At 68.1% G+C, this 25,059-nt stretch carries 28 protein-coding genes and 1 riboswitch; of the genes, 13 read left to right on the top strand and 15 right to left on the bottom strand.

Features of this window, described 5'->3' with window-relative positions:
- Positions 1–159: 159 nt before the first annotated feature.
- Positions 160–2,049: a phosphomethylpyrimidine synthase ThiC gene (gene thiC / locus D893_RS03785; protein WP_110619179.1), complete on the bottom strand. Its 1,890-nt coding sequence runs from the start codon at positions 2,047–2,049 to the stop codon at positions 160–162.
- An 80-nt stretch (positions 2,050–2,129) separates the two neighbouring features.
- A riboswitch (TPP riboswitch) is annotated at positions 2,130–2,236 on the bottom strand.
- Between the two features lie 82 nt (positions 2,237–2,318).
- On the opposite strand from thiC, the gene D893_RS03790 reads away from it, so the two are divergent.
- Both D893_RS03790 and D893_RS03795 read left to right on the top strand, forming a co-directional pair.
- Positions 2,319–2,999, top strand: a complete 681-nt coding sequence (locus tag D893_RS03790; RefSeq protein ID WP_019022583.1) for a TIGR00153 family protein — start codon at positions 2,319–2,321, stop codon at positions 2,997–2,999.
- Between the two features lie 33 nt (positions 3,000–3,032).
- A complete protein-coding gene (locus tag D893_RS03795) occupies positions 3,033–4,289 on the top strand; it encodes an inorganic phosphate transporter (protein ID WP_110619180.1) in 1,257 nt (418 codons plus the stop codon).
- 37 nt (positions 4,290–4,326) lie between these two features.
- On the opposite strand, the gene ubiB is transcribed toward D893_RS03795, so the two are convergent.
- The 13 genes from ubiB to D893_RS03860 all read right to left on the bottom strand — a co-directional run bounded on the left by ubiB (position 4,327) and on the right by D893_RS03860 (position 14,963).
- On the bottom strand, positions 4,327–6,003 hold the full coding sequence (gene ubiB, locus D893_RS03800; RefSeq protein WP_018947292.1) for a ubiquinone biosynthesis regulatory protein kinase UbiB: 1,677 nt from the start codon (positions 6,001–6,003) through the stop codon (positions 4,327–4,329).
- A 5-nt stretch (positions 6,004–6,008) separates the two neighbouring features.
- A complete protein-coding gene (locus tag D893_RS03805) occupies positions 6,009–6,608 on the bottom strand; it encodes a sterol-binding protein (RefSeq protein ID WP_077244037.1) in 600 nt (199 codons plus the stop codon).
- Positions 6,609–6,625: 17 nt separating this feature from the next.
- Positions 6,626–7,378 (bottom strand): bifunctional demethylmenaquinone methyltransferase/2-methoxy-6-polyprenyl-1,4-benzoquinol methylase UbiE, encoded by a 753-nt coding sequence (gene ubiE / locus D893_RS03810; RefSeq protein WP_077244038.1) that lies wholly within the window; start codon positions 7,376–7,378, stop codon positions 6,626–6,628.
- A 13-nt stretch (positions 7,379–7,391) separates the two neighbouring features.
- Complete coding sequence (locus D893_RS03815) at positions 7,392–7,757, bottom strand: DUF971 domain-containing protein (protein WP_018868852.1); 366 nt, start codon at positions 7,755–7,757, stop codon at positions 7,392–7,394.
- A gap of 135 nt (positions 7,758–7,892) precedes the next feature.
- Positions 7,893–8,276: a CBS domain-containing protein gene (locus D893_RS03820; protein WP_146220537.1), complete on the bottom strand. Its 384-nt coding sequence runs from the start codon at positions 8,274–8,276 to the stop codon at positions 7,893–7,895.
- Positions 8,277–8,386: 110 nt separating this feature from the next.
- Positions 8,387–9,718, bottom strand: a complete 1,332-nt coding sequence (hslU, locus tag D893_RS03825; RefSeq protein WP_018947287.1) for an ATP-dependent protease ATPase subunit HslU — start codon at positions 9,716–9,718, stop codon at positions 8,387–8,389.
- 55 nt (positions 9,719–9,773) lie between these two features.
- The gene (gene hslV, locus D893_RS03830; protein ID WP_024328616.1) at positions 9,774–10,316 is read right to left on the bottom strand and encodes an ATP-dependent protease subunit HslV; all 543 of its coding nucleotides are present in this window, start codon (positions 10,314–10,316) and stop codon (positions 9,774–9,776) included.
- A gap of 59 nt (positions 10,317–10,375) precedes the next feature.
- Entirely contained in the window at positions 10,376–11,353 is a 978-nt protein-coding gene (locus D893_RS03835; RefSeq protein WP_110619182.1) for a tyrosine recombinase XerC, read from the bottom strand.
- Entirely contained in the window at positions 11,328–12,035 is a 708-nt protein-coding gene (locus tag D893_RS03840; protein WP_018947284.1) for a DUF484 family protein, read from the bottom strand. The genes D893_RS03835 and D893_RS03840 overlap by 26 nt, the downstream gene beginning before the upstream one ends.
- Complete coding sequence (gene dapF / locus D893_RS03845) at positions 12,032–12,871, bottom strand: diaminopimelate epimerase (protein WP_018947283.1); 840 nt, start codon at positions 12,869–12,871, stop codon at positions 12,032–12,034. The genes D893_RS03840 and dapF overlap by 4 nt, the downstream gene beginning before the upstream one ends.
- Positions 12,868–13,545: a class I SAM-dependent methyltransferase gene (locus D893_RS03850; RefSeq protein ID WP_018947282.1), complete on the bottom strand. Its 678-nt coding sequence runs from the start codon at positions 13,543–13,545 to the stop codon at positions 12,868–12,870. The genes dapF and D893_RS03850 overlap by 4 nt, the downstream gene beginning before the upstream one ends.
- The gene (gene lysA, locus D893_RS03855; RefSeq protein WP_110619183.1) at positions 13,542–14,831 is read right to left on the bottom strand and encodes a diaminopimelate decarboxylase; all 1,290 of its coding nucleotides are present in this window, start codon (positions 14,829–14,831) and stop codon (positions 13,542–13,544) included. Before lysA ends, D893_RS03850 begins: the two co-directional genes overlap by 4 nt.
- Positions 14,832–14,963, bottom strand: a complete 132-nt coding sequence (locus D893_RS03860; RefSeq protein WP_018947280.1) for a lipoprotein — start codon at positions 14,961–14,963, stop codon at positions 14,832–14,834.
- A gap of 314 nt (positions 14,964–15,277) precedes the next feature.
- Here D893_RS03860 and soxY point away from each other — a divergent pair, with 314 nt between their 5' ends.
- The 11 genes from soxY to gpmI all read left to right on the top strand — a co-directional run bounded on the left by soxY (position 15,278) and on the right by gpmI (position 23,447).
- Positions 15,278–15,751: a thiosulfate oxidation carrier protein SoxY gene (gene soxY, locus D893_RS03865; RefSeq protein ID WP_018868861.1), complete on the top strand. Its 474-nt coding sequence runs from the start codon at positions 15,278–15,280 to the stop codon at positions 15,749–15,751.
- 46 nt (positions 15,752–15,797) lie between these two features.
- A complete protein-coding gene (soxZ, locus tag D893_RS03870) occupies positions 15,798–16,100 on the top strand; it encodes a thiosulfate oxidation carrier complex protein SoxZ (protein WP_018947279.1) in 303 nt (100 codons plus the stop codon).
- A gap of 183 nt (positions 16,101–16,283) precedes the next feature.
- A complete protein-coding gene (gene hisB, locus D893_RS03875) occupies positions 16,284–16,877 on the top strand; it encodes an imidazoleglycerol-phosphate dehydratase HisB (protein ID WP_024328622.1) in 594 nt (197 codons plus the stop codon).
- Positions 16,878–16,901: 24 nt separating this feature from the next.
- A complete protein-coding gene (hisH, locus tag D893_RS03880; RefSeq protein WP_077244046.1) occupies positions 16,902–17,567 on the top strand; it encodes an imidazole glycerol phosphate synthase subunit HisH in 666 nt (221 codons plus the stop codon).
- Between the two features lie 15 nt (positions 17,568–17,582).
- Positions 17,583–18,320 (top strand): 1-(5-phosphoribosyl)-5-[(5-phosphoribosylamino)methylideneamino]imidazole-4-carboxamide isomerase, encoded by a 738-nt coding sequence (gene hisA, locus D893_RS03885; protein WP_018868865.1) that lies wholly within the window; start codon positions 17,583–17,585, stop codon positions 18,318–18,320.
- A 1-nt stretch (position 18,321) separates the two neighbouring features.
- The gene (gene hisF, locus D893_RS03890; protein ID WP_018947277.1) at positions 18,322–19,110 is read left to right on the top strand and encodes an imidazole glycerol phosphate synthase subunit HisF; all 789 of its coding nucleotides are present in this window, start codon (positions 18,322–18,324) and stop codon (positions 19,108–19,110) included.
- Positions 19,107–19,469, top strand: coding sequence for a phosphoribosyl-ATP diphosphatase (locus D893_RS03895; protein WP_018947276.1), 363 nt, complete (start codon positions 19,107–19,109; stop codon positions 19,467–19,469). The genes hisF and D893_RS03895 overlap by 4 nt, the downstream gene beginning before the upstream one ends.
- A 70-nt stretch (positions 19,470–19,539) precedes the next feature.
- Positions 19,540–19,848 (top strand): twin-arginine translocase TatA/TatE family subunit, encoded by a 309-nt coding sequence (gene tatA, locus D893_RS03900; RefSeq protein WP_018947275.1) that lies wholly within the window; start codon positions 19,540–19,542, stop codon positions 19,846–19,848.
- Between the two features lie 44 nt (positions 19,849–19,892).
- Positions 19,893–20,672, top strand: a complete 780-nt coding sequence (gene tatB / locus D893_RS03905; RefSeq protein WP_018947274.1) for a Sec-independent protein translocase protein TatB — start codon at positions 19,893–19,895, stop codon at positions 20,670–20,672.
- A complete protein-coding gene (tatC, locus tag D893_RS03910; protein WP_018947273.1) occupies positions 20,669–21,796 on the top strand; it encodes a twin-arginine translocase subunit TatC in 1,128 nt (375 codons plus the stop codon). Before tatB ends, tatC begins: the two co-directional genes overlap by 4 nt.
- 100 nt (positions 21,797–21,896) lie before the next feature.
- On the top strand, positions 21,897–23,447 hold the full coding sequence (gene gpmI / locus D893_RS03915) for a 2,3-bisphosphoglycerate-independent phosphoglycerate mutase (RefSeq protein WP_018947272.1): 1,551 nt from the start codon (positions 21,897–21,899) through the stop codon (positions 23,445–23,447).
- A gap of 19 nt (positions 23,448–23,466) precedes the next feature.
- Here the strand turns inward: gpmI and D893_RS03920 are convergent, their stop codons facing one another.
- Entirely contained in the window at positions 23,467–24,990 is a 1,524-nt protein-coding gene (locus tag D893_RS03920; RefSeq protein WP_018947271.1) for a protein adenylyltransferase SelO, read from the bottom strand.
- Between the last annotated feature and the right edge of the window lie 69 nt (positions 24,991–25,059).

Raw genomic sequence — 25,059 nt, forward strand, 5'->3', positions numbered from 1 at the left:
CTCGGCCGTGAGTGATTGCCCGCGTCGGAAAACCCGACGGACAATGGACATTCTTCCTACCGAAGCGGCCCCGCGGCGTCAAGCCGCCAGTACACGCCGGCAGGGGCGCCCGACGATGCCCCGGTACGGCGATGCGGACGCGGTGGGGGGATCGGTGGCTCACACCTCGCGGTAGATCTTCGCGCCCTTCTCGACGAATTCCACCGCCTTCTCCTGCATGCCCTTTTCCAGGGCCTCCTGTTCGGAGATGCCCTGGGCCGCGGCATAGTCGCGTACGTCCTGGGTGATCTTCATCGAGCAGAAGTTGGGGCCGCACATGGAGCAGAAGTGGGCGACCTTGTGCGCGTCCTTGGGCAGGGTCTCGTCGTGGAATTCGCGCGCACGCTCCGGGTCCAGTGCGAGGTTGAACTGGTCCTCCCAGCGGAACTCGAAGCGCGCCTTGGACAGGGCATTGTCCTGCAGCTGCGCGCCGGGGAAGCCCTTGGCGAGATCGGCCGCATGGGCGGCGATCTTGTAGGTGATGATGCCGTCGCGCACGTCCTGCTTGTTGGGCAGGCCCAGGTGCTCCTTCGGCGTCACGTAGCAGAGCATCGCGGTGCCGTACCAGCCGATGTTGGCCGCGCCGATGCCGGAGGTGATGTGGTCGTAGGCCGGCGCGATGTCGGTCACCAGCGGGCCGAGGGTGTAGAACGGCGCCTCGAAGCAGTCTTCCAGCTCCTTGTCGACGTTCTCCTTCACCTTCTGCAGCGGCACGTGACCGGGGCCCTCGATCATCACCTGCACGTCGTGTTCCCAGGCCTTCTGCGTCAGCTCGCCGAGGGTCTCCAGCTCGCCGAACTGCGCGGCGTCGTTGGCGTCGGCCAGGCAGCCGGGGCGCAGGCCGTCACCCAGCGAGAACGAGACGTCGAACGCCTTCATGATCTCGCAGATCTCGTCGAAGCGGGTGTAGAGGAAGTTCTCCTGGTGATGCGCCAGGCACCACTTGGCCATGATCGAGCCGCCACGCGAGACGATGCCGGTCACCCGCTCGGCGGTCAGCGGCACGTACTGCAGGCGCACGCCCGCATGGATGGTGAAGTAGTCCACGCCCTGTTCGGCCTGCTCGATCAGGGTGTCGCGGAACAGCTCCCAGGTCAGGTCCTCGGGCTTGCCGTCGACCTTCTCCAGCGCCTGGTAGATCGGCACGGTGCCGATCGGCACCGGCGAGTTGCGCAGGATCCACTCGCGGGTCTCGTGGATGTTCTTGCCGGTGGACAGGTCCATCAGGGTGTCGCCGCCCCAGCGCGCGGACCACACGAGCTTCTCGACCTCTTCCTCGATCGACGAGGAGACCGCCGAGTTGCCGATGTTGGTGTTGACCTTCACCCGGAAGTTGCGGCCGATGATCATCGGCTCCAGTTCCGGGTGGTTGATGTTCGCCGGGATGATCGCGCGGCCGCGGGCGATCTCGTCGCGCACGAACTCGGGGGTGATTTCTTCCGGAATCGAGGCACCAAAGGACTCGCCGGCGTGCTGCCGCAGCAGCTTCGTGTAGCGCGGGTCGGCGCGCATCTCCTGCAGGCGGTTGTTCTCGCGGATGGCGACGAACTCCATCTCCGGGGTGATGATCCCCTGGCGGGCGTAGTGCATCTGCGAGACGTTCGCCCCGGACTTCGCGCGGCGCGGCGGGCGGATGTGCTCGAAGCGCAGGCTGGCCAGTTCCGGATCGGCGGCGCGGGCGCGGCCGTACTCCGAGCTCGGGCCGTCCAGCCACTCGGTGTCCGCGCGCTCGTCGATCCACGCACCGCGCAGGTCCGCCAGCCCGCGGGTCAGGTCGATGCTCGCCTCGGGGTCGGTATAGGGGCCGGAGGTGTCGTAGACCGGGATCGGCGGGTTCTCCTCGGGCGTGCCGGAGGTCATCGTCGGCGTCTGCGCGACCTCGCGATACGGCACGCGGAGATCCGCGCGCGAACCCTGGACGTAACGCTTCTCGGAGTTCGGGAACGGACGGGTAACCTCGGCGGAGACCTCGGCGGTCTTGCGGGCAAACGACTCGGGGATGGCGCTCATGATCGGACCTCTGCTGCTGTCGCACGGGGCAGAGGGAGCGCGGGCAGGGCGATCGCGGGGACGGAACCCCCGGGTACAGCAGATCGTTGACCGAGCTTCCCTCCGCCGGTATCAACCGGTTCAGGTTCAAGGGGACTCTCTCAGCCCCCTCGTCGCTCGCGACAACGGGGCACCCCCAGCTCACATCCGAGTGTAACGCAGAGCCGCCCGGTAAGCACGGCGGGGCCGTTTGCGCTAGATTAAAGGTCTGTGACACTCTTCGCGCCGCCATGAGCCCCAAGAACTTTGTCTTCGAGCTGTTCGGCCGGTCCCCGGTGCGCCCGCTGCAGGCGCACATGGACAAGGTCCGTTCCTGTATCGCGGAACTGCCGCTGTTCATTCAGGCGGTGGATCGCGAAGACTGGGATGCGGCCCGCACCCATCAGGAGCGCATTGTCGAGCTCGAACACGATGCCGACCGCCTGAAGAAGGATCTGCGTCTGCACCTTCCCAAGGGGCTGATGCTCGCCATGTCGCGCCGCGACGTCCTCGACACCCTCCTCATCCAGGACCAGATCGCCAACAAGGCCAAGGACATCGCCGGGCTCATGCTGGGCCGCCAGATGCGTTTCCCCGACGACATGCAGGAGCCCGTGCAGCGGTTCCTGCAGCGCAGCGTGGACACCGTCGACCAGGCCGGCCGCGCGGTCAACGAACTGGACGAACTGGTGGAAGCGGGCTTCCGCGGCCACGAGGTCGAGGTCGTCAATCGCATCCTGCAGAAGCTCGACAGCCTCGAGCACGAGGCCGATGACGCCCAGCGCGAGGTCCGCGAAATGCTGTTTGCCCGGGAGACGGAGCTGCCGCCGGTGAACGTGATGTTCATGTATCGCGTGATCGACTCCATTGGCGATCTCGCCGACCTGGCACAGCGCGTGGGCAGCCGCCTGCAGCTGATGCTGGCCAAGTAACCACCCGACACAAGACGAGGCTCGGGAGACGGCATGGAATACGGCATTGTGCTGCTCGCCCTCGCGGTTTTCTTTGGCCTGTTCATGGCCTGGGGCATCGGCGCCAACGACGTGGCCAATGCCATGGGGACCTCGGTGGGGTCACGGGCCCTGACCATTCGTCAGGCGGTGGTGGTCGCCGGAATCTTCGTGTTTGCCGGGGCCTGGCTGGCCGGGGGCGAGGTCACCCAGACCATCCGCAGCGGAATGGTCGATTCCGAGCTTCTCGCGGACAGTCCGGACTTGCTGGTATTCGGGATGCTGGCGGCTCTGGCGGCCGCCGGAACCTGGCTGATGGTTGCGTCGTATTTCGGCTGGCCGGTTTCGACCACGCATTCCATCATCGGCGCCATCATCGGTTTTGCCGTGGTCGGCCTGGGCTTCGAAGTAGTGCGCTGGGAACGGGTGGGCACTATCGCGATGTCCTGGGTGCTGTCGCCGATGATCGGCGGCGCGATCGCCTTTGCCCTGTTTCGCAGCATCCAGCTGCTGATCCTGGATACCGCCCAGCCGCTGAAAAACGCCCGACGCTGGGCACCGCTGTACATCTTCCTGACGGCCTTCGTCACCGCCCTGGTGACCATGTTCAAGGGCCTCACCCATGTCGGCCTGAACCTGACCACGGTACAGAGCTACAGCCTGGCGATCCTGATCAGCCTGGGCGTGGTGGCGGCCGGCATGCTGGCCATCCGCCGGCTGCGCTTCGAAGAGACCCCGCCGGAGGAAAACGGCTCGCACTTCAGTGACGTCGAGAAGGTCTTCGGGGTGCTGATGGTGGTCACCGGCTGCGCCATGGCCTTTGCCCTGGGGTCCAACGACGTGGCCAACGCCGTGGGCCCGCTGGCCGCAGTGGTGGACGTCATCCAGACCGGCGAGGTGGACCCGGAGACGCTGGTCCCGATGTGGGTCCTGCTGCTGGGTGGGTTCGGCATCGTGTTCGGCCTGTTCACCTACGGCCACAAGGTGATCGCCACGGTCGGCACCGGGATCACCCAGCTCACCCCCAGTCGCGGCTATGCGGCCACCGCGGCCGCCGCCGCCACCGTAGTGCTCGCTTCCGGCACCGGCCTGCCGATCTCGACCACCCATACCCTGGTGGGCGCGATCCTCGGCGTGGGCCTGGCCCGCGGGATCGCCGCCATCGATCTGCGCCTGGTCCGCATGATCTTCATGTCCTGGATCGTGACTCTGCCGGCCGGCGCGATCCTGGCGATCGTGTTCTTCTTCGTGCTGCGCGGCCTGCTCGGCTGAATCCCGGGCCGGGGGCGGGGACCGGAGCCGGCCGGTGTCAGTTCTGCGGCCGCGGCGGCAACGGCCGCAGGCTGAACAGCAGCAGCCCCAGCCCCAGGACGCCGGCGGGCCACGCCGGCCAGGCGATCCCCAGCCATTGCGGCACGTCGAGCTGGAAAGTCAGGCCCGCCACCACCAGCAGCCCCAGCGCGGCCAGGCCTTCGCGGCGCCGGCGGTCCTGCTGGCCGAGCCCCTCCTCCAGTTCCCGGATCTGCTGGCGCAGCGCGGCATCACGTTCGGCCCGCTGCTCTTCCACCGTCAGGGCCTTCTCCAGATGCAGCGGGAGCTCCGGCAAGTGGGCCAGCAGCCGCGGCAGATGCTCGCGGGCACTGCGCAGGAACGCCCGCGTGCCCATGCGTTCGTGCATCCACTCTTCGATGAACGGCTTGGCCGTGGTCCACAGATCCAGCTGCGGATACAACTGGCGCCCCAGCCCCTCGATGTTGAGCAGGGTCTTCTGCAGCAGCACCAGTTGCGGCTGCACCTCCATGTTGAAGCGTCGCGCGGTCTGGAACAGGCGCATCAGCACCTGGCCGAAGGAGATCTCGTCCAGCGGTTTCTGGAAGATCGGCTCGCACACCGAACGGATCGCCGCCTCGAACTCGTCGACGCGGGTGTCCTTCGGCACCCAGCCGGATTCCACGTGCAGCTCCGCCACCCGGCGGTAGTCGCGGTTGAAGAAGGCGTAGAAGTTCTCCGCCAGATAGCGCTGATCGGAATCCAGCAGCGACCCGACGATGCCGAAGTCCACCGCCAGATAGGTGGGGTCCTCCGGGTCGGTGGCGTCCACGAAGATATTGCCCGGATGCATGTCGGCATGGAAGAAATTGTGCTGGAACACTTGGGTGAAGAAGATCTCCACCCCGCGTTCCGCCAGCAGACGCAGATCCACACCGCGTTCGCGCAGGGCAGCCACATCCGCCACCGGGATCCCGCCGATGCGCTCCATTACCAGCACGCTGCGTCGGGTGTGGTCCCAGATGATCTCGGGGATGTGGAGCAGATGGCTGTCGTCGAAATTGCGCCGGATCGCGGTCGCGTTGGCACCTTCGCGGATCAGGTCCAGCTCGTCGGTGACGGTCTTCTCGTATTCGTTGACCACCTCGCGCGGACGCAGGCGGCGGGCCTCGCTCCAGTAGCGATCCGCCAGCGCGGCGATGGTGTGCATCACCTCGAGATCGGCGCGAATGGTCTTCAGGATCCCCGGACGGACCACCTTCACCACCACCTCGCGGCCGTCCTGCAGCCGCGCCTGGTGCACCTGGGCGATGGAGGCCGAGGCCAGCGGCGTGTCGGAAAACTCGGCGAAGGCGATATCCACCGGGCGTTCCAGTTCGGCCTCGATCACCGCTCGCGCCTGATCGGCGGGGAACGGCGGGACCCGGTCCTGCAGGCGCGCCAGCTCCACTGCGATATCGTCCGGCAGGAGGTCGCGGCGGGTCGACAGCATCTGTCCGAACTTGATGAAGATCGGCCCCAGATCCTCCAGCGCGCGACGGATGCGTTCGCCCCGCGTGCCCCGGGTGCGGCGGAACCAGTTCCACGGGGCGAGATAGAGCAGGAAACTGAGCGGGCGCAGCGGCTTCAGCGTGAACAGGATAACGTCCAGCCGGTAGCGCACCAGGACGCGGGCGATGGTCCACAGCCGCAGACCCTGGTAGAAACTGCGTCGCATGGGCGTCAGGCGTCTCCGGATTCGAGACGGCGCAGACGCGCCTCCAGCCGGGCAGAGTCGTCACGCAGGCGGGCCACGTCCTCGCTGAAGGCCTCGAAAGCCCCGGACGGCGGCAGCCAGCCTGCCTCGTCGCGGGCATAATCGGCCAGGTCCTCCGCCGAGCGCGTGGTGGCGTGGCGAAAGCCGGTTACCGCCCGCCGGAACAGGTCCTGCAGCGGACCCGCGGACCCGGCGCCGGCGACCCGTTCGAACAGCGCCGCCCAGTCATGCTCGGCCTCGCCCAGCGCGCGCTGCAGATCGGAGAGTGCCGTGGCATCCCCCTCGATCGTCAGCCCGCTGCGGTCGTCCCGTGCCATCGCGGCGCCCAGCGACAACGGCGAGCCGGCCACGCGAGCATCCACCGGTTCTTCCACACCCCCGATGACCTGCAGGCGGTCGGCGGCACCCACCAGGCTGAACGCGACCCCCGGCGGCTCCACCACGATCGCCACCGCACGACCGGCCAGACGCTCGCGCGCCTGCGGGGGCGCGGCCTGCAGGATCTCGTTCAGAAGGGTTTCCACCAGGGCGTTGACAGGGCCTGGCAGGGCTTTCGGCTCGGCCATCGCGGTTCCTCGCGGAGTTACAGGCGGGTGGCGCGGTGCAACGCGACGATGCCGCCGGTAAGGTTGTCGTATTCGACGCGCTCGAGGCCGGCATCGCGCATCAGCCCGGCGAGGGTTTCCTGATCCGGGTGCATGCGGATGGACTCGGCCAGGTAGCGGTAGGAGTCGGCGTCGTTGGCCACCAGCTTGCCCATCAGCGGCAGCAGCTTGAATGAGTAGACGTCGTAGGCCGGGCGCAGCGGCGCGACGGGCTGCGAGAATTCCAGGATCAGAACTCGGCCGCCGGGCTTGAGAACCCGGCGCATCTCCGCCAGCGCGTTTTCCTTGCGGGTCACGTTACGCAGACCGAAGGCCATGGTGATGCGGTCGAAGGCCTCGTCGGGATACGGCAGGACTTCGGCATCCGCCTGCACGTAGTCGATGTTGCCGACCCGGCCCTCGTCGATCAGCCGGTCGCGCCCGGCCTGCAGCATGGAGGCGTTGATGTCGCAGACCACGACCTGCCCCTTCGGCCCGACCCGCGGCGCGAACGCGCTGGCGAGGTCGCCGGTCCCGCCGGCCAGGTCGAGGATGCGCATGCCGGGCCGTACCCCGGCGCGTTCCACGGTATAGCGCTTCCACACGCGGTGGATACCCATGGACATCAGGTCGTTCATCACGTCGTAGCGGGAAGCCACGGAGTGGAACACCTGTCCGACCCGCTCGGTCTTCTCGGATTCGGAAACGGTCTGATAACCGAAGTGGGTCTTGCCGGGGTCGTCGTCGTTCATGAGTCTTCTTGCGTCAGTGGGTGCGGCGTTCGTGACCGGCCTGATGCAGCCGTTCCAGGTAATCCTGCCACAGACGCTCCTGTTCCGTACCCAGCTTGTAGAGGTAATCCCAGTCGTAGATGCCCGTATCGTGGCCGTCGGAGAACACCAGCTTGACCGCATAGTTGCCGACCGGCTCGATCGCGGTGATATTCACGTCCTCCTTGCCGACCTGCAGGACCTCCTGTCCGGGGCCGTGCCCGCGCACCTCGGCCGACGGCGAATACACCCGCAGGAACTCGCAGGGCAGCTCGAAATGCGAGCCGTCGGCATAGCGCAGCTCGAGGATGCGCGACTTCTGGTGCAGCTGGATGTCCGTGGGTCGTTGCGTACTGCTCATGCGGCCTCCGCTTGCCGGTCGCGGGAATGGCGACTCCGGGCGGGGTTCAGCCCGGGGTTCCGAGAGGCGAGGATATCAGTCTCCCGGACGTCGGTGCGCAGAACCCGGCCACCGGGGCCGGATTCCGTGCGCGGATCAGCCCGCTGCGCCTTCCAGGACCTGCGCCAGCTCGCGGCAGGCATCGGTGGAGGTAAAGATGCCCAGTGGGCTCCCGTCCTCGCCGCACACCAGCGCCGAGCCGATGTGCCGCTCGGCCATGCCGCGCAGCACCTCCGGCAGCGGTGTGTCCGGAGAGACACAATACGCGTCCAGGGCACACACGTCCCCGACCTTCAGGCTGGAATGATCGGAAAGATCGACATGCGCGACCTCCGCCAGCAGGATATCCCGGTCGGAGGCAACGCCCAGCAGTTCCTCGCCATTCATCACCGGCAAGTGGCGCAGGTTGCGCTGCATCATCATTTCCAGAGCCTCGCCCAGCCGGGTGTCGGCGGCAATGGTGAGGGGATCGCGGATCATGATCGATTCAATCGTGGGTACGGGCACGGCAACGCCTCCTGACAGGTTCGGAACCCCGAACCCTACAATCTCCGGAACCCGCGCGCCAGATGCGGTTTCTGTACACGGAGTCACAGGATGTAGCGGGACAGGTCCTCGTCCTCGGCCAGGTCGCTCAGGCGTTCGTCGACGAACGCGCGGTCGATCACGACCGGTTCCGGGATGTCGGGGGCGCGGAACGCCACATCCTGCAGCAGGCGCTCGAGCACGGTATGCAGCCGCCGGGCACCGATGTTCTCGGTGCGCGCGTTGACGTCGTGGGCGATCTCGGCCAGGCGGTGCACGCCCTCGTCGCGGAATTCCACGCTGACGCCTTCGGTCTTCATCAGCTCCACGTACTGCTCGGTCAGCGAGGCCGTGGGCTCGGTCAGGATGCGCACGAAGGCCTCCACCGACAGCGGTTCCAGTTCCACCCGGATCGGCAGCCGGCCCTGGAGCTCGGGGACCATGTCCGACGGCTTGCTCAGGTGGAACGCACCGGAGGCGATGAACAGGATGTGGTCGGTGCGCACCATGCCCAGCTTGGTCGACACGGTAGTGCCCTCGATCAGCGGCAGCAGGTCGCGCTGCACGCCCTCGCGGGAGACATCCGAGCCGCTCTTCTCGCTGCCCTTGGCGACCTTGTCGATCTCGTCGAGGAACACGATGCCGCTCTGCTCGACCCGCTCGATCGCCTTGACCTTGAGTTCTTCCTCGTTGACCAGGCGCGCGGCCTCCTCGTCCACCAGCAGGCGCCGGGCGTCGGCGATCTTCAGGCGCCGCTGCTGGCTCTTCTGACCACCCATGTTCTGGAACATGGACTGCAGCTGGCTGGCCATCTCTTCCATGCCGGGCGGTGTCATCAGTTCGACGTTCTGCCCCTGCTGCTGGAGCTCGATGTCGATCTCGCGCTCGTCCAGGCTGCCCTCGCGCAGGCGTTTGCGCAGCTTCTGCCGGGTCTCGTTGTTGGCCGCGTCGTCGCCGGACTCGGTGAAACCGGCGTTGCGCGGCCGCGGCAGCAGGGCATCGAGGATGCGCTCCTCGGCGGCGTCCTCGGCCTGGCCGCGGTGCTGCTGCATCTCTTCCTCGCGCAGCTGCTTGATCGCGTTTTCGGCCAGATCCCGGATGATCGACTCCACATCGCGCCCGACATAGCCCACCTCGGTGAACTTGGTCGCCTCGACCTTGATGAACGGGGCCTTGGCCAGCTTCGCCAGGCGGCGGGCGATCTCGGTCTTGCCGACGCCGGTGGGGCCGATCATCAGGATGTTCTTGGGCGTGACCTCGGGCTGCAGGGCCTCGGGCAGCTGGCGCCGGCGCCAGCGGTTGCGCAGGGCGACGGCCACGGAACGCTTGGCGTCGTCCTGGCCAATGATGTAGCGATCCAGTTCCTGGACGATCTCGCGGGGGGTCATGTCGCTCATGGCTTGCGGTCCTGAAGGGTCGCGGCCGGGGAGCCTTGCGGGCGACGCCGGGGCGTCACTCGGCGTCGAGGCTCTCCAGCGTGATGTTGTGATTGGTGTAGACGCAGATGTCGGCGGCGGTATGGAGGCTCTTCTCCACCACATCGCGCGCCGGCAGATCGGTGTTCTGCAGCAGGGCCTGGGCCGAGGCCTGGGCGTAGGGGCCGCCGGAGCCGATCGCGATCAGCGCGTTCTCGGGCTCTATCACGTCGCCATTGCCCGAGATCACGAACGAGTTCTCGCGATCGGACACCGCCAGCAGTGCCTCCAGCTTGCGCAGCGCGCGGTCGGTGCGCCAGTCCTTGGCCAGCTCGACCGCGGCCCGGGTGACGTTGCCGGAGTGCTTCTCCAGCATGCCCTCGAAGCGCTCGAACAGGGTGAAGGCGTCGGCGGTGCCGCCGGCGAAACCGGCGAGGATGCGGTCATGGTAGACGCGGCGCACCTTGCGCGCGTTGCCCTTCATCACGGTGTTGCCGAGCGATACCTGGCCGTCGCCGCCCAGGGTCACGGCGCCATTGCGGCGCACACAGACGATGGTGGTGCCACGAAACTGCTCCACGGTGGTCTCCTGCAATCGGTAGTCGGATCCGGACCGGGATTGTACGCGGTTGCGGCCGCCTACGAACCCGTCTCGTCGGCCGGATCGTGACGCCGCGCGCGGGGATGGGCGGCATCGTAGACCTCGGCCAGGTGCTGATAGTCCAGATGGGTGTAGATCTGGGTAGTGGACAGATCGGCATGCCCCAGCAGTTCCTGCACCGCGCGCAGGTCGCCGCTGGATTCCAGCAGGTGGCTGGCGAAGGCGTGGCGCAGGCGATGCGGGTGCAGATGCACGTCGAGCCCGCCCCGGCGCCCCGCCTCGGCGACCCGTCGCTGGACCGAACGGTTGCTGATGCGCTGCCCGCGCCGGGTCACGAACAGCGCGGGCTCGTCGACATCCGCCCACTGGCCGCGCACCGCCAGCCAGTCGCGCAGGGCAGCCAGCGCCATGCGCCCGGCGGGCACCCGCCGCTCGCGCCGGCCCTTGCCGAGAACCCGTACCATGCCGGCGTCCCGGTCCACGTCCGGCAGATCCAGCCCGGTCAGTTCCGCCAGCCGCAGTCCGGAGCCGTACAGCAGCTCCAGCATCGCGCGGTCGCGGCGCGCCAGGGGCGAATCGGGATCGGCCGCTTCCCCGTCCGGCGCGGCGCCGGTGGCGGGCGGGGCATCCAGCGCCTGCTGCGCCTGATCCACGTCCAGCCCGCGGGGCAACGGACGGTCGGTCTTCGGACCGCGCAGCCCCGCGGCGGGGTTGGCGGCGCGCTCGCCACGCTCCACCTGAAAATCGAGGAAACCGCGTACCGCGGCGAGAAACCGGCGGACCGAGCGCGAATGGCGCCCGCCGCGTGCCAGCCCGGCCACGATGCGGCGCAGCGCGGCGGCATCCAGCTCCGCCCAGGGCGCGGCCCAGGCCCGGCGCAGTTCGCGCAGGTCGCGACGGTACGCGGCTACGGTGTGCGGCGACAGCCCGCGCACATCACGCAGATGCGCGAGATAGGCCTCGATGGCGGGGTCGGGTTGCGGCTCGGACTCAGGCAGCCTGTTTGCGGTCGGCATGGCAGCGGATGGACTCGGCCAGCAGCTCGCCGATATGGGTGACGAAGTAGGTCCCCATGTCCGGCTGGAAGCGGTCCGGCGAGGCACTGGCCAGGCCCAGCACGCCCACGCGTTCATCGTCCGCCAGCAGCGGCATCAGGATCGCCGAACCCACCGTGTCGTCCGCATCGTCGAACAGCACCTTCAGCATGTCAGGCGGCACGCGGCCGCACTGCGCCCGGCCGCGGGCGAACAGCGGTTCCAGCACGGCCAGCTGGGCAGTATCCAGGGCGTGCAGGTCCTGCACCTCGCGCTCCGCCAGACGGATGCTCACCCGCTCGGCGCCCAGTTCATCGCGCAGGGCATCCTGGGTCAGCGCCAGCACCGCATCCAGGTTCTCCGCACGCATCAGGGTTCGGGCGAGATCGTGCAGCTGGCGGCCGACCCGTTCGTTGTCGCGGGCGCGCTCCACCAGCTCGTGCATGCGCTGCTCCAGCTGGCGGTTCTGCTCGCGCAGGCGCTTGAGCTGGCGTTCGACCAGGGACTCGGCTCCACCGGCCGGATGCGGGATGCGCAGCACGTCCAGCAGGGCCTGGTGGTCGAGGAAAAAATCCGGGTGCTCGCGCAGCCAGGCCTCGACCTCGGCCGCCGAGAGCTCGGCGCCATCCCCCGCCGGGGAGACACTGGAGGGGTCTGTACTCATAGATCGATCCTGCCGTTGAATACCGTGGTTGCGGGGCCGGTCAGCCGCACCGGCGACTCCGGCCTGCCGTCCCAGCTTAGCACAAGGGTCCCGCCCGGCAGCGAGACCCGCACGCAGTCATCGACCCGGCCCTGCAGACGGGCCACCACCATCGCCGCGGCGGCGCCGGAGCCGCAGGCCAGGGTCTCGCCGGCGCCGCGTTCGTATACCCGCAGGTCCAGGTGCCCGCGATCACGTACCGCGGCAAAACCGGCGTTCACGCGGCGCGGGAAGCGGGGATGCGCCTCGATCGCGGGCCCCAGGGTCGCCACCGGTGCCTGCCCCACGTCGTCGACGAAGGTCACGGCATGCGGGTTGCCCATGGACACCGCGCCGATCGTCAGGGCCGTGTCGCCGACCTCCAGGCGGTACTCCGGTGCCTCAAAGTCGGCCTCGAACGGGATGCGCGCCGGCTCCAGTACCGGGCGGCCCATGTCGACGGTCACCTGTTCGTCCGCCTCCACCCGCAGCACCAGCGGACCGCCCAGGGTCTCCACCGGGATCTCGCGGGCATCGGTCAGGCCCTGCTCGCGCACGAACCGGGCGAAACAGCGCGCGCCATTGCCGCACTGCTCCACCTCGCCACCGTCGGCGTTGAAGATGCGATAGCGAAACAGCGCGCTCGCCGGATCGGCGGGCGGCTCCACCAGCAGGATCTGGTCGCAGCCCACGCCGAAATGGCGATCGGCCAGCAGGCGCAGCTGATCCGTGCTCAGCGCGACCGCCTGACGCACGCCGTCGAACACCACGAAGTCGTTGCCCAGGCCATGCATCTTGGTGAAAGCCAGCTCGCTCATTCCGCGCGCTCCGGCAATCGCCCGTGGATGACCATGTGGCGGTCGCTGGTCACCCGCACGCGGAAACCTTCGAGACCGACGGCGGCCAGCTGGCCCTGGACCTCCTCGGGGGTAAACGCCGCATGCAGGGAATGTTCGAAGTCGCGCCGCAGGACCTCCGGGGCGTCGGCCGCGTGCTCCCCCACCAGGCGTTTCACTTCGGCCTCCGAGTCGGGACGGCGCAGGTCCATCACGAACACCCGCGCTCCCGGAGCGCCGTCGCGACGGATCACCTGCCACAGCACTCCCGGATCATGCAGGTGATGCAGCAGCGAGTTGCAGATGATGGTGGCGTAGGGCGCGCGCGGACCCCGCGCATCGGGCAGGCAACCCTCGGCCAGATGGACACGCGCGGCGGCCGGATGGCCGACCCGCAGCGCATCCCCGGCCGCCAGCATCGCGGGGGCCCCGTCCAGCCCGTCGACCTCGCAGTCGGGATGGCGCGCGGCGAAGCGCAGGCTGACATCCCCCGGGCCGCAACCCGGATCCAGTACCGGGCCGCGCACCGGCTCCGGGAACACTTCGGCGAAGGCATCCACGAAGCCCTCGTGGGGCTGCGCGAAATCCGCCTCGGCATAGGCCCGGGCCTGGCCGGGCTCCAGCATCAGCTCGGGCTCGGGCCGCCGCGGGATCACGGATCGACCCTCCCGGGCGGATCCTCGTCGTCGGGATCGCGCGGCAGCATGCTCTCGCGCATCATCAGGTGATCGACCTGCTCGCGGCGGTTGACGATCTGATAATGATCACCATCCACCATGACCTCGGGCGGGCGCGGGCGGCTGTTGTAATTGCCCGCCATCACGTAACCGTAGGCACCGGCGGAGCGCACCGCGAGGACGTCGCCGGCGGCCAGCGCGAGGTCGCGTTCGCGCCCGAGGAAATCCCCGGTCTCGCATACGGGTCCGACCACGTCGTAACTGCGGGTCTCGGTGTCGTCGCGCGGGACCACCGGGTCGATCGCCTGCCACGCGCCGTACAGCGCCGGGCGCAGCAGGTCGTTCATCGCCCCGTCGACGATCGCGAAATCGCGGTGTTCCGAGTGCTTGAGGTATTCCACCCGGGTCAGGAACACCCCGGCGTTGGCGGCGATCGCCCGGCCCGGCTCCAGCAGCACCTTCAGCGGCCGCTGGCCCAGGGTTTCGCGCAGGGCCGCGGCCCAGACGTCGGGCTCCGGAGGGGTCTCGTCGCGGTAGCGCACGCCCAGCCCGCCGCCGACATCGATGTGCGACAGCTCGATGCCGTCTTCCGCCAGCCGGTCCACCAGCGCCAGCACCCGTTCCAGCGCGTCGACGAACGGCTCGGTGCTGGTCAGCTGGGAGCCGATGTGGAAATCCACGCCGATCGCGTCCAGGTGCCCGGACTCATGGATGCGGCGATACAGCGCCGGCGCGTCCTCGATCGCCACGCCGAACTTGTTGTCGCGCAGCCCGGTGGCAATGTAGGGATGGGTCTCCGCGTCGACGTCCGGGTTCACCCGCAGCGACACCGGGGCGACCTCCCCGCGCTCGGCCGCGACCGCTTCCAGGCGTTCCAGCTCGCCCTCCGATTCGAGGTTGAAGCAGTGGATGCCGACGTCCAGCGCGCGCTGCATCTCCGCCGCGGTCTTGCCGACCCCGGAAAACACCACCCGCGCGGGATCGCCGCCGGCACGCAGCACCCGCTCCAGTTCGCCGCCGGAGACGATGTCGAACCCCGAGCCCATGCGGGCCAGCACGTTCAGCACCGCCAGACTGGAGTTGGCCTTGACCGCGAAGCAGACCTGATGCGGCATCCCGATCAGGGCCTCGGCGAACGCGCGGTAATGGCGCTCCAGGGTGGCGCGGGAGTAGACGTAGGCCGGGGTCCCCACCCGGCGGGCCAGGGCGTGGAGGTCCACGCTCTCGCAATGCAGCGTGCCCCCGCGGTAATCGAAATAGTCCATCTAGCGGGATTCCTCCTGCTCGTCCTCGGGGAGGTAGAGATCGCCCTTCTGCCCGCAGCTGGCCAGCATCTGCGCGCCTCCGAGGACGATGACCACGATCAGCAGCAGCAGGTGGGCCTTGCAGAAGGACATGGGTGCGGTATCCGGAAATGATTGCATCGGGAGGGCATAGTGTGCCATTGATACGGGGCTGGCTTCACTCGGATCAGGGGCGTTGCGGCCCGGAGCCGCTCGATGACGGATCCGTTCATGAAGCGTTCAGCCGTATTCTGGGACTCTGGAGTTGCAGGATCAGCAAAGGGCCCGACACCAAAGGGGGCTGATCCGGGGACGGGGAATAGAACCGAACGGTACCTCGTCACAACGCACAGGCGCCGGCATCCGAAAGGATCGCTTGCGCCCCGGGAAAGTCCGGATTTGATCCAAAAAGATGAGAGGAGATCTCCATGATTAGCACCAAGCGTCGTGTCTTCCTGAAAGGCACTCTCGCCGCCGGTACCGTGGGCGCCGCCGTGGGCGCCGGCCTGCTGGCCCCGAGCAAGCTGCTCGCCGCCTGGTCCGCCGACATGTTCGATACCGAGAGCATGGAAGATGCAATGAATGCGGTCGCCGGCACCACCGACATGCAGCAGTCCGACGACATCGACCTGAGCGCCCCGGAAATCGCCGAGAACGGTGCCGTGGTGCCGATCTCGGTCGAGGCCCACATGGACAACGTCGAGGAGATCGCGGTCTTCGCCGAAGCCAACAACCGCTCCCTGACCGGCCGTTATGTCTTCGCCTCCGGCGCGAAGCCCAAGGCGTCCATGCGCATCCGCCTGGGTGACACCTCGGACGTGATCGCCGCCGTCAAGGCCGACGGCAACTGGTACATGACGTCCCGCAACGTCGAAGTGACGGTGGGTGGCTGCGGCGGCTAAGCCGGCACCCTCACCGATCCGATCAACAGTCTGGAGGTAAAGAACTATGTCCATCCGTATTCGCGCCCAGGAACAGGACGGCATGATCAACGTCCGCGCCCTGCTGTCCCACCCGATGCACACGGGTGAGGAAGAGGATGATGCCGGCGAAATCATCCCCGAGCATTTCATTCAGACCGTCGAAGCCAAGCGCAACGGCGAAACCATGGTCACCGCCTACTGGAACGTGACCATCTCGCAGAACCCCTTCCTCGAGCTGGAATTCGAAGGTTCGTCCGGCGACACCGTCGAGGTCAGCTGGGAAGACAATCAGGGCGACACCGCTTCCGAGTCGGTTACCGTCCGGTAAATCCATCTCCCTTGATGGATGGGGAAAGGCCGGGGTTCGCCCCGGCCTTTTTTGTGGGCACCCGTATCCGGCGCACCGATGGGTGGAAAGACGTCGCGCTGCATGTCCCGGGCCGCGAGTACGGCATACCGGCCGGGCGCCAGCCTTGCTACACTGGAGCTTTCTGCGTCGAAGCCAGCCAAGATGAACCAGCGTACCGCCTCCGTCCGCCGCGACACCCTCGAGACCCGGATCGCCGTCGAACTGAACCTCGACGGCACCGGCCAGTGCCACACCGAGACCGGCATCCCGTTCCTCGACCACATGCTCGACCAGATCGCGCGTCACGGGATGGTCGATCTGGACGTGCGCGCCGAAGGCGACCTGCACATCGACGACCACCACACGGTGGAAGACATCGGCATCACCCTGGGCCAGGCACTGGCGCGGGCGATCGGCGACAAGAAGGGCATCCGCCGCTATGGCCATGCCTATGTTCCGCTGGACGAGGCCCTGTCACGGGTGGTGATCGACTTCTCCGGCCGCCCGGGCCTGGAGATGCACGCCGATTTCCGCCGTTCGCACATCGGCCAGTTCGATGTCGACCTGTTCCACGAATTCTTCCAGGGCCTGGTCAACCATGCGTGGATCACCCTGCACGTGGACTGCCTGCGCGGGGACAATGCCCATCATGTGGCGGAGACCATCTTCAAGGCCTTTGGCCGCGCGCTGCGCGAGGCCGCGGAGGAAGACCCCCGCGGCGCCGGCATCACGCCCTCCACCAAGGGCAGCCTGTAAGGCCCGCCGCAACAGGGAAGCCACATGGAAACCGTCGCCGTCATCGATTACGGCATGGGCAACCTCCACTCGGTGGAGCGTGCCCTGACGCACGAGGCCGCACCCGGCCAGCGCATCCTGCGTACCGACGACCCGGAGATTCTGCGCGAGGCCGACCGGCTGGTGTTTCCCGGCCAGGGGGCCGCCGGGGACGCGATGCAGGCCCTCGCCCGGCGCGGTCTCAACCGCCTGCTGCCGGAACTGGCCGGTTCACGCCCGTTCCTCGGGCTGTGCCTGGGGCAGCAGATCCTGATGGAGCACTCGGACGAAAGCGGTGGCGTCGACCTGCTGGGGGTGATCCCCGGCGGGGTCGCCCGCTTTCCGGAACGCAGCGATGCGCAGGGGCGTCGCCTCAAGGTGCCACACATGGGCTGGAACCGCGTGCAGCCCACCGGCGAGCACCCGCTGTGGCACGGCCTGCCGGAGACGCCGTGGTTCTATTTCGTGCACAGCTTCCGGGTGCAGCCGCGCGACGCGGCCAGCGTGGCTGCGCACACGGATTATGGCGAAACCTTCGCCTCGGCCCTCGCCCGCGGCTCGCTGTTCACCATGCAGTGTCACCCGGAAAAGAGCGCGGCCTGCGGGTTGCGCCTGCTGAACAACTTTCTGCGCTGGGACGGCGACGCCCCGGACGCCCCGCAAACGCCGTAACTGGAGGCGGAGAAGATGCTGGTCATTCCCGCGATCGACCTGAAGGAAGGCAAGTGCGTGCGCCTGCGCCAGGGGCGCATGGAGGATTCGACGGTATTCGGCGAAGAGCCAGTGGAAATGGCCCGACGCTGGGTCGAGGCCGGGGCCGAACGCCTGCACATCGTGGACCTTGACGGCGCGTTCGCCGGCCGCCCGCGCAACGCCGAGGCGATCCACGCGATCGTCGAGGCCTTCCCCGACCTGACCATCCAGATCGGCGGCGGCATCCGCGACGATGACACCGTGCAGGCCTACCTCGATGCCGGCGTGCAGTACGTGATCATCGGCACACGGGCGGTCAGCGCGCCGCATTTCGTCAACGACCTGTGCCTGGAATTCCCGGGTCACATCATCGTCGGCCTGGATGCCCGCGACGGCAAGATCGCGGTGGACGGCTGGTCCAAGCTCTCGCGTCACGACGTGATCGACCTCGCCCAGCACTTCGAGTCCGACGGCGTCGCCGCGATCATCTATACCGACATCGCGCGCGACGGGATGATGGAAGGCCCCAACGTGGAGGCCACCGCGAAGCTCGCGGAGAACGTTCGCGTACCGGTGATCGCCTCCGGCGGCGTCAGCTCGCTGGACGACATCCGCAGCCTCGCCCGCGGGGCCGACGCCGGCATCGACGGCGTGATCGTCGGCCGCGCCCTGTACGAGGACGCCTTCACCCTGGAGCAGGCGCGCGCAGCCGCCCGGGGCGAGGACACCTGAGATGCTGGCACGCCGCATCATCCCCTGCCTGGACGTGGACGCCGGCCGCGTGGTCAAGGGCGTGAACTTCGTCGGCATCCGCGACGCCGGTGACCCGGTGGAGATCGCCCGGCGCTACGACGCCCAGGGGGCCGACGAGCTGACGTTCCTCGACATCACCGCCTCCTCCGACGACCGCAGCACCATCCTGCACGTGGTCGAAGAAGTCGCCTCGCAGGTCTTCATCCCGCTGACCGTGGGCGGCGGCGTGCGCGCGGTGGACGACATCCGCCGTCTGCTGAACGCCGGGGCGGACAAGGTGTCCATCAACACTGCGGCGGTTCACCGGCCCGAACTGGTACGCGAAGCCGCCGACTGGGTCGGCTCGCAGTGCATCGTGGTGGCCATCGACGCGCGCCGCACCAGCGCCGAGGGCGAACCCCCACGCTGGGAGATCTTCACCCACGGCGGGCGCCGCGAGACCGGCCTGGATGCGATCGAATGGGCGCAATACATGGCCGAACTGGGTGCCGGGGAGATCCTGCTGACCAGCATGGACCGCGACGGCACCCGCAGCGGCTTCGACCTGGAACTGACGCGTGCGGTGAGCGACGCGGTGAACATCCCGGTGATCGCCTCGGGCGGCGTGGGCAGCCTGGAACACCTGGTCGAGGGCGTGACCACCGGGCACGCGGATGCCGTGCTGGCGGCCAGCATCTTCCACTTCGGCGAGCACACGGTCGGCGAGGCCAAGGCCGCGATGGAAGCCGCGGGGGTGCCCGTGCGTCCTCTGCAGGAGGTGACGGCGTGAACGATCCCTCCGCAACCCCGCGCGAGCACCTGCTGGCGGCGCTGGCCGAGGTCATCGACGAGCGACGCTCCGCGGACCCCGAACGCTCCTACGTCGCGAAGCTGCAGGCACGCGGCCTGGATGCCATGCTCAAGAAGGTGGGCGAAGAAGCCACCGAGGCGGTGCTGGCGGCCAAGGACGACGACGCCGATGCGCTGGTGTCGGAAATGGCCGACCTGTGGTTTCATACCCTCATTGTCCTGCGGGCGCGCGACCGGCACCCCGACGACGTCCTCGACGAACTGGCCCGGCGTTTCGGCCTGTCCGGCGTGGAGGAAAAGGCCGGCCGCGAAGTCGCAGGACAGCGTTCGGACAAATAGGCGGCCTGGTTGATTCGGGAACCCTCCCCGGTCAGGCTGTCCGGCAAGGAACTTATTTCGGAGACACTCCATGGGTATTGGTGGTATCAGCATCTGGCAGCTCCTGATCATCCTTCTGATCGTGGTCCTGCTGTTCGGCACGAAGAAACTGCGCAACATGGGCGGTGACGTCGGCTCCGCGCTGAAGAACTTCCGGCAGGCGGTCAAGGACCCCGACGGCGAGAACCAGAAGAAGGAAGAAGGCGAGGAAGGCGCGGAAGGCGAAAAGCCGGGCGTCGAGAACCAGAGCGAGGACGACGAAGGTCGCGTGGTCGACGCCGAGGTGAAAAAGCGCAGCGAGAAGTCCGGCGACAACGACTCGTCGGACAAGAACGCCTGATCCGGTTCCGGTCCGCAACGACCGGCCGGCAGCGGCGCTAGTCCATGTTCGACATCGGCTTCTGGGAAATCCTGATCATCGTCGTGGTGGCGCTCCTGGTCGTGGGACCGGAGCGCCTGCCCGGCCTTGCGCGCGAGATCGGCCGGTTCGTCGGCAAGACCCGGCGCTTTGTCCAGAGCGTGCGCTCGGACGTGGAGCGGGAATTCCAGACCGAGGAGCTGCGCGAGATGGTCAAGAGCCAGGACCGCGAGATCCGCGAGCTCAAGCACATGGTCGAGGATACCGAGACCAGCCTGCGCGAGGATCTGGAGCAGACCGAGCGCGAGATCAACCGCGAGCTGCGCGACACCGACGACTCCCGGGCGGATGCGGATGCCGGCGAGTCGGGCGACGGGGACACGCCACCGGCGAAGCCGGCACGTCCCGCGGTTCGCGAACGTCGCACCCCTCCGGAGCCGGCCGGTCGCGAAACCGACACCTCCCGCACCGATTCGGTGGAAGATGCCGGCACGCAGGACGCCGAGGCGGGACCCGCGCCGGAGGGACCGGCCTGGGACGCGGACGGCGGCGACCTCGAACGCGTACCCGTCAGCCACGACATGGGCCCGGACCTGGCCACCGAAGATCCCGCTCTGGCGGCCGAACGCGAACAGCGCAGCACGCGGGAAGACGCTCGGGAAGAAACGCCCCGGCGGCGCACCGGCGGCCGCCGGCCGCAGCGCCGCAACCAGCAGGCGCCGGAATCTCCGGAAGAACAGGGCGGCGACGGGCCGCAGGAAACCGACACCGACCACTCACCCCGCACGCCTGACGAACGCCCATGAGCAAGACCAGCCCGGGGGTCGAACCCACGGAAGAGGCCACCGAGACCCTGCTCTCCCACCTGATCGAGCTGCGCGACCGGGTCCTGCGGATGTTCATCGCCGTGCTGGTGGTGTTCCTGATCCTGTTCCCGTTCGCCAACCAGCTCTATACCTTCCTGGCCGATCCGCTGATGGCGCATCTGCCGGAAGGCACCAGCATGATCGCGATCGAGGTGGCCGCGCCGTTTCTGATCCCGTTCAAGCTGACCCTGCTGCTGGCGGTGGCGATCAGCATCCCGTACCTGCTCTATCAGCTCTGGGCGTTCATCGCGCCGGGGCTTTATCAGCACGAGAAGAGCCTGGCCGGGCCGCTGGTCGCGTCATCGACGATCCTGTTCTACCTCGGGATGGCGTTCGCCTATTTCGTGGTCTTTCCGCTGATCTTCGCGTTCTTCACCGCGGCCGCGCCCGAAGGCGTGGACGTGATGACGGACATCTCGCGCTACCTGGATTTCGTCATCCTGCTGTTCATCGCCTTCGGCATCGCCTTCGAGATGCCGGTGGCCACCATCCTGCTGGTGACCATGGGGGCCACCACCACCGAGAAGCTGGCCGCCAAGCGCCCGTACGTGATCGTCGGGGTGTTCCTCGTGGGCATGGTCCTGACTCCGCCGGACATCATTTCGCAGACCCTGCTGGCCCTGCCGATGTGGTTGCTGTTCGAGGTCGGCCTGATCCTTGCGCGCATCATGGAGCGGCGCAAGGCCGAACAGAAGGCCGCCCCCGATGACGACCCGGACGGGCCCGATGACCCCGATGGCGGACCGGGCGGCAGCCCGGGCGCGGGACCTCGGAGCGGACTGGATTCCGGCCCCGCACCGCGGGGGAGCTCCGGCGGCAACCAGCCCGAACCCGCGAGCAGGGCCCGGGCCGACACCTCCGACGAGACGCGTCCGTCCCCCGCGGCCCGCACCGGCTACACCCCGCTTTCCGAGGCGGAGATGGATGCCGAACTCGATCGCATCGAGGCCGAAGACGCCCGACGCGGAACCGCATCCGCGGGCAACCGCACAGATGGGCCGGACGATGCGGCGGACGACACGCCGGACGAATCCGGGGGCCGCCCCGAGCGCGATCCCCGCTGATTCGCGACGGTCGCGGACCTCCAAACCGCGTGCGGAGCTGGTAAAATTCAGCCTTCACTGATGATTCGTCCCACCCACGCACCCAGGTACCGAGACCGCGATGGCTGATCCACGCACCACCCCTCGCCGCCCCGTCCTCCTCATCGTCATGGATGGGGTGGGCGTGAACCCCAGCAAGCTCAACAACGCCTACGCCGAGGCGGACACCCCCAACCTCGACCGTTATCTGTCGACCCGCACGCACACCACCCTGGATGCCTGCGGACGCGCGGTTGGCCTGCCCGACGGGCAGATGGGCAACTCGGAGGTCGGCCACCTGACGCTGGGAGCGGGGACGGTGGTCAATCAGGATCTCGTGCGCATCGACGATGCCATCGCCGATGGGAGTTTCTTCGAGAACGATGCCCTGGTGAGCGCGGCGCGGGCCGCGGCCTCCAAGGACCAGCCCCTGCACCTGATCGGACTGGTGTCCGACGGCGGCGTGCATTCGCATATCCGGCACCTGGTGGCCCTGATCGGCATCTGCCGCCAGGAAGGCGCCCGGCCGATCGTGCACATGATCACCGACGGCCGTGATACCGCGCCTCGCTCGGCGCTGAACTATCTCGAGGTCCTGGAACAGGAGCTGAAACAGGCCGGCGGGTTCATCGCCACGGTCTGCGGACGCTACTACGCCATGGACCGTGACAAGCGCTGGAACCGCACGGAGAAGGCCTTCCGCGCCATGGCCTACGCGGAAGGCGAACCGGTCGGCAGTGCGCGCGAGGCGATCGAGGGTGCCTGGGCCGCGGGCGAGGATGACGAATTCATCAAGCCCCGCATCATCAATGGCGGGGCGCCGATGGGCACCGAGGCGGAATGCGTGCTGTTCAACTTCCGCAACGACCGCCCGCGCCAGCTCACCGCCGCCCTGGGCATGGATGATTTTGACGGGTTCGATCGCGGGGATTTCCACCCGGTCTCGGAGACCTGCCTGACCGAATACGACCCGCGCTTTCTGTCGCCGATCGCGTTTCCCCCGGAACGCCCGTCCACCACCCTGGGTTCCACCATCGCCTCCGCCGGGATCCCGCAGTTCCACTGCGCGGAGACCGAGAAGTACGCCCACGTGACCTTCTTCTTCAACGGCGGCAAGGAGGAACCCTATGCGGGCGAGAAGCGGGTGATGGTGCCCTCGCCCGCGGTGGACACCTATGACGAGCAGCCGGAGATGAGCGCGCGCGAGGTGGCCGACGAGACCATCAAGGCGATGGAAAGCGGGCGTTACGGCTTCATCCTGGTGAATTTCGCCAACGGCGACATGGTGGGCCATACCGCCCGTCGCGAGGCCCTGATCGAAGCCGTTCACACCCTCGACCGCGAGGTCGGGCGGGTGCTGGATGCGGCCGAGGCCCAGGAGTACTCGGTGATCGTCACCGCCGACCACGGCAACTGCGACGAATACGTCGACCCGGTCACCGGGGCACCGCACACCCAGCACACCATCTACCCGGTGATGTGCATGATCCTCGACAGCCAGCGCTGGCGCCTGCGTACCGGCGGCGGACTCGCCGACGTCGCCCCCACGGTGCTCGAACTGATGGGCGTGCCCAAGCCGAGTGCGATGGGCGGACGCAGCCTGCTGCTGGAAGAGGTCCCCGACTCGGCCTGAAGCCGGGCAGCGCCTCCCCTCAGGACGAGCAGCTGAGCTGGATGCCGCTGGCCCAGGCCGGCGGCAGCCCGGCGAGGTCCTCGTCCTCCGGCTGTTCGTCGAATGGCCGGCTCAGCACGCGCTGCAGTCGCTCGACCTCCGACAGGTCACCCTCCTCGGCGCGTTCGATGGCAGCCTGCGCCAGGTGGTTGCGCAGGATATATTTCGGGTTGACCGCCCGCATCGCCGCATGGCGCTCCGCGGTCGGTCGCGTCTCGTGGCCCAGACGGGCACGCCAGCGATCCTCCCAGGCCGCCCAGGCACGCGGGTCTTCCAGCTCCTCGAGGAATCCCTGACGCGCGTCCCCGTCTTCCAGCGCCGGCAACTGACGGAAGAAACGGGTGTAGTCGACGCCTTCGGCCGCCATCCGGGCGAGCAGATCCTGGATCAGGGCCTCGTCCTCGTCACGTCCGAGCTGCAGGCCCAGCTTGGCGCGCATGCGCCGCAACCAGGCCGCGCGGAACTGCTCCTGGTACGCCTCGAGGACGGGCTTCGCCTGCTCCACCGCGGTGTCGATGTCGGGGGCACGGAACTGCCCCACCAGGGTCTCCGCCAGACGGATCAGGTTCCACTGAGCCACGCCCGGCTGACGGCCGAAGGCGTAACGGCCCCCCTGGTCGGTGTGGTTGCAGATGTAATCGGGGTCGTAGGCGTCCATGAACGCAAACGGGCCGTAGTCGATGGTGAGCCCGGTCAGGCTCATGTTGTCGGTGTTCATGACCCCGTGGCTGAAGCCCACTGCCTGCCAGTCGGCCATCAGCTCGGCGGTGCGGGCGGTCACGGTCTCCAGCATCGCCCGGACCGGGTCCTCCGCGTCCCGGTGCTCGGGAAAGTCGTGATCCAGCGCGTAGTCGATCAGCTGGCGCAGCCGCTCCGGATAACCGGCATAGTGGAAGTATTCGAAATGCCCGAAACGCAGGAAGCTGGGCGCCGCGCGCAGTACCACCGCGCCACTCTCGATGCGCTCACGGAACACCCGCAGCGAGGACCCGTAGAGGGCCACCGCGCGCGTGGTGGGGATACCCAGCGCCGCCATGTGCTCGGAAACCAGGTATTCGCGGATCGACGAGCGCAGCACCGCGCGTCCGTCGGCATGACGCGAGAACGCGGTCGGACCGGAGCCCTTGCTCTGCAGTTCCCAGTGCTCGCCGGCGGGCGTGCGCACCTCGCCCAGCAACTTGGCCCGGCCGTCGCCCAGCTGCGGCACGTAGACCCCGAACTGGTGACCCGCATACACGCTGGCGACCTGCGGCGTGCCCGCCACCGGCTCGCCGCGGGTAATCATGCCGAGCCACGGTTCCGCGGCGAGATCCTCGGGCGTCAGACCCAGACGCTCGCGCATCGCCGGACTGCTGGCGAGCAGCCGGGCCCCGGGGAACGGGGCCGGCTCCGGGCGGTGATGGAAGGCGTCCGGCAGCGCGGCGAAACGGTTGATCCATTCCAGCCCGGCGCCCGACGGCGGTGTCTCCGGAGGACGTTCGCGGTTCGGCTCGGCGGCGGACATGGGGCGGCACCTCGGCAGCGGGAACATTGCGGGTTATCATGCGCCACATGTCGAGGGTACGTCCCATGG

This window comes from Thioalkalivibrio sp. ALE21 (genome assembly GCF_003208255.1).
Classification (GTDB): domain Bacteria; phylum Pseudomonadota; class Gammaproteobacteria; order Ectothiorhodospirales; family Ectothiorhodospiraceae; genus Thioalkalivibrio; species Thioalkalivibrio halophilus.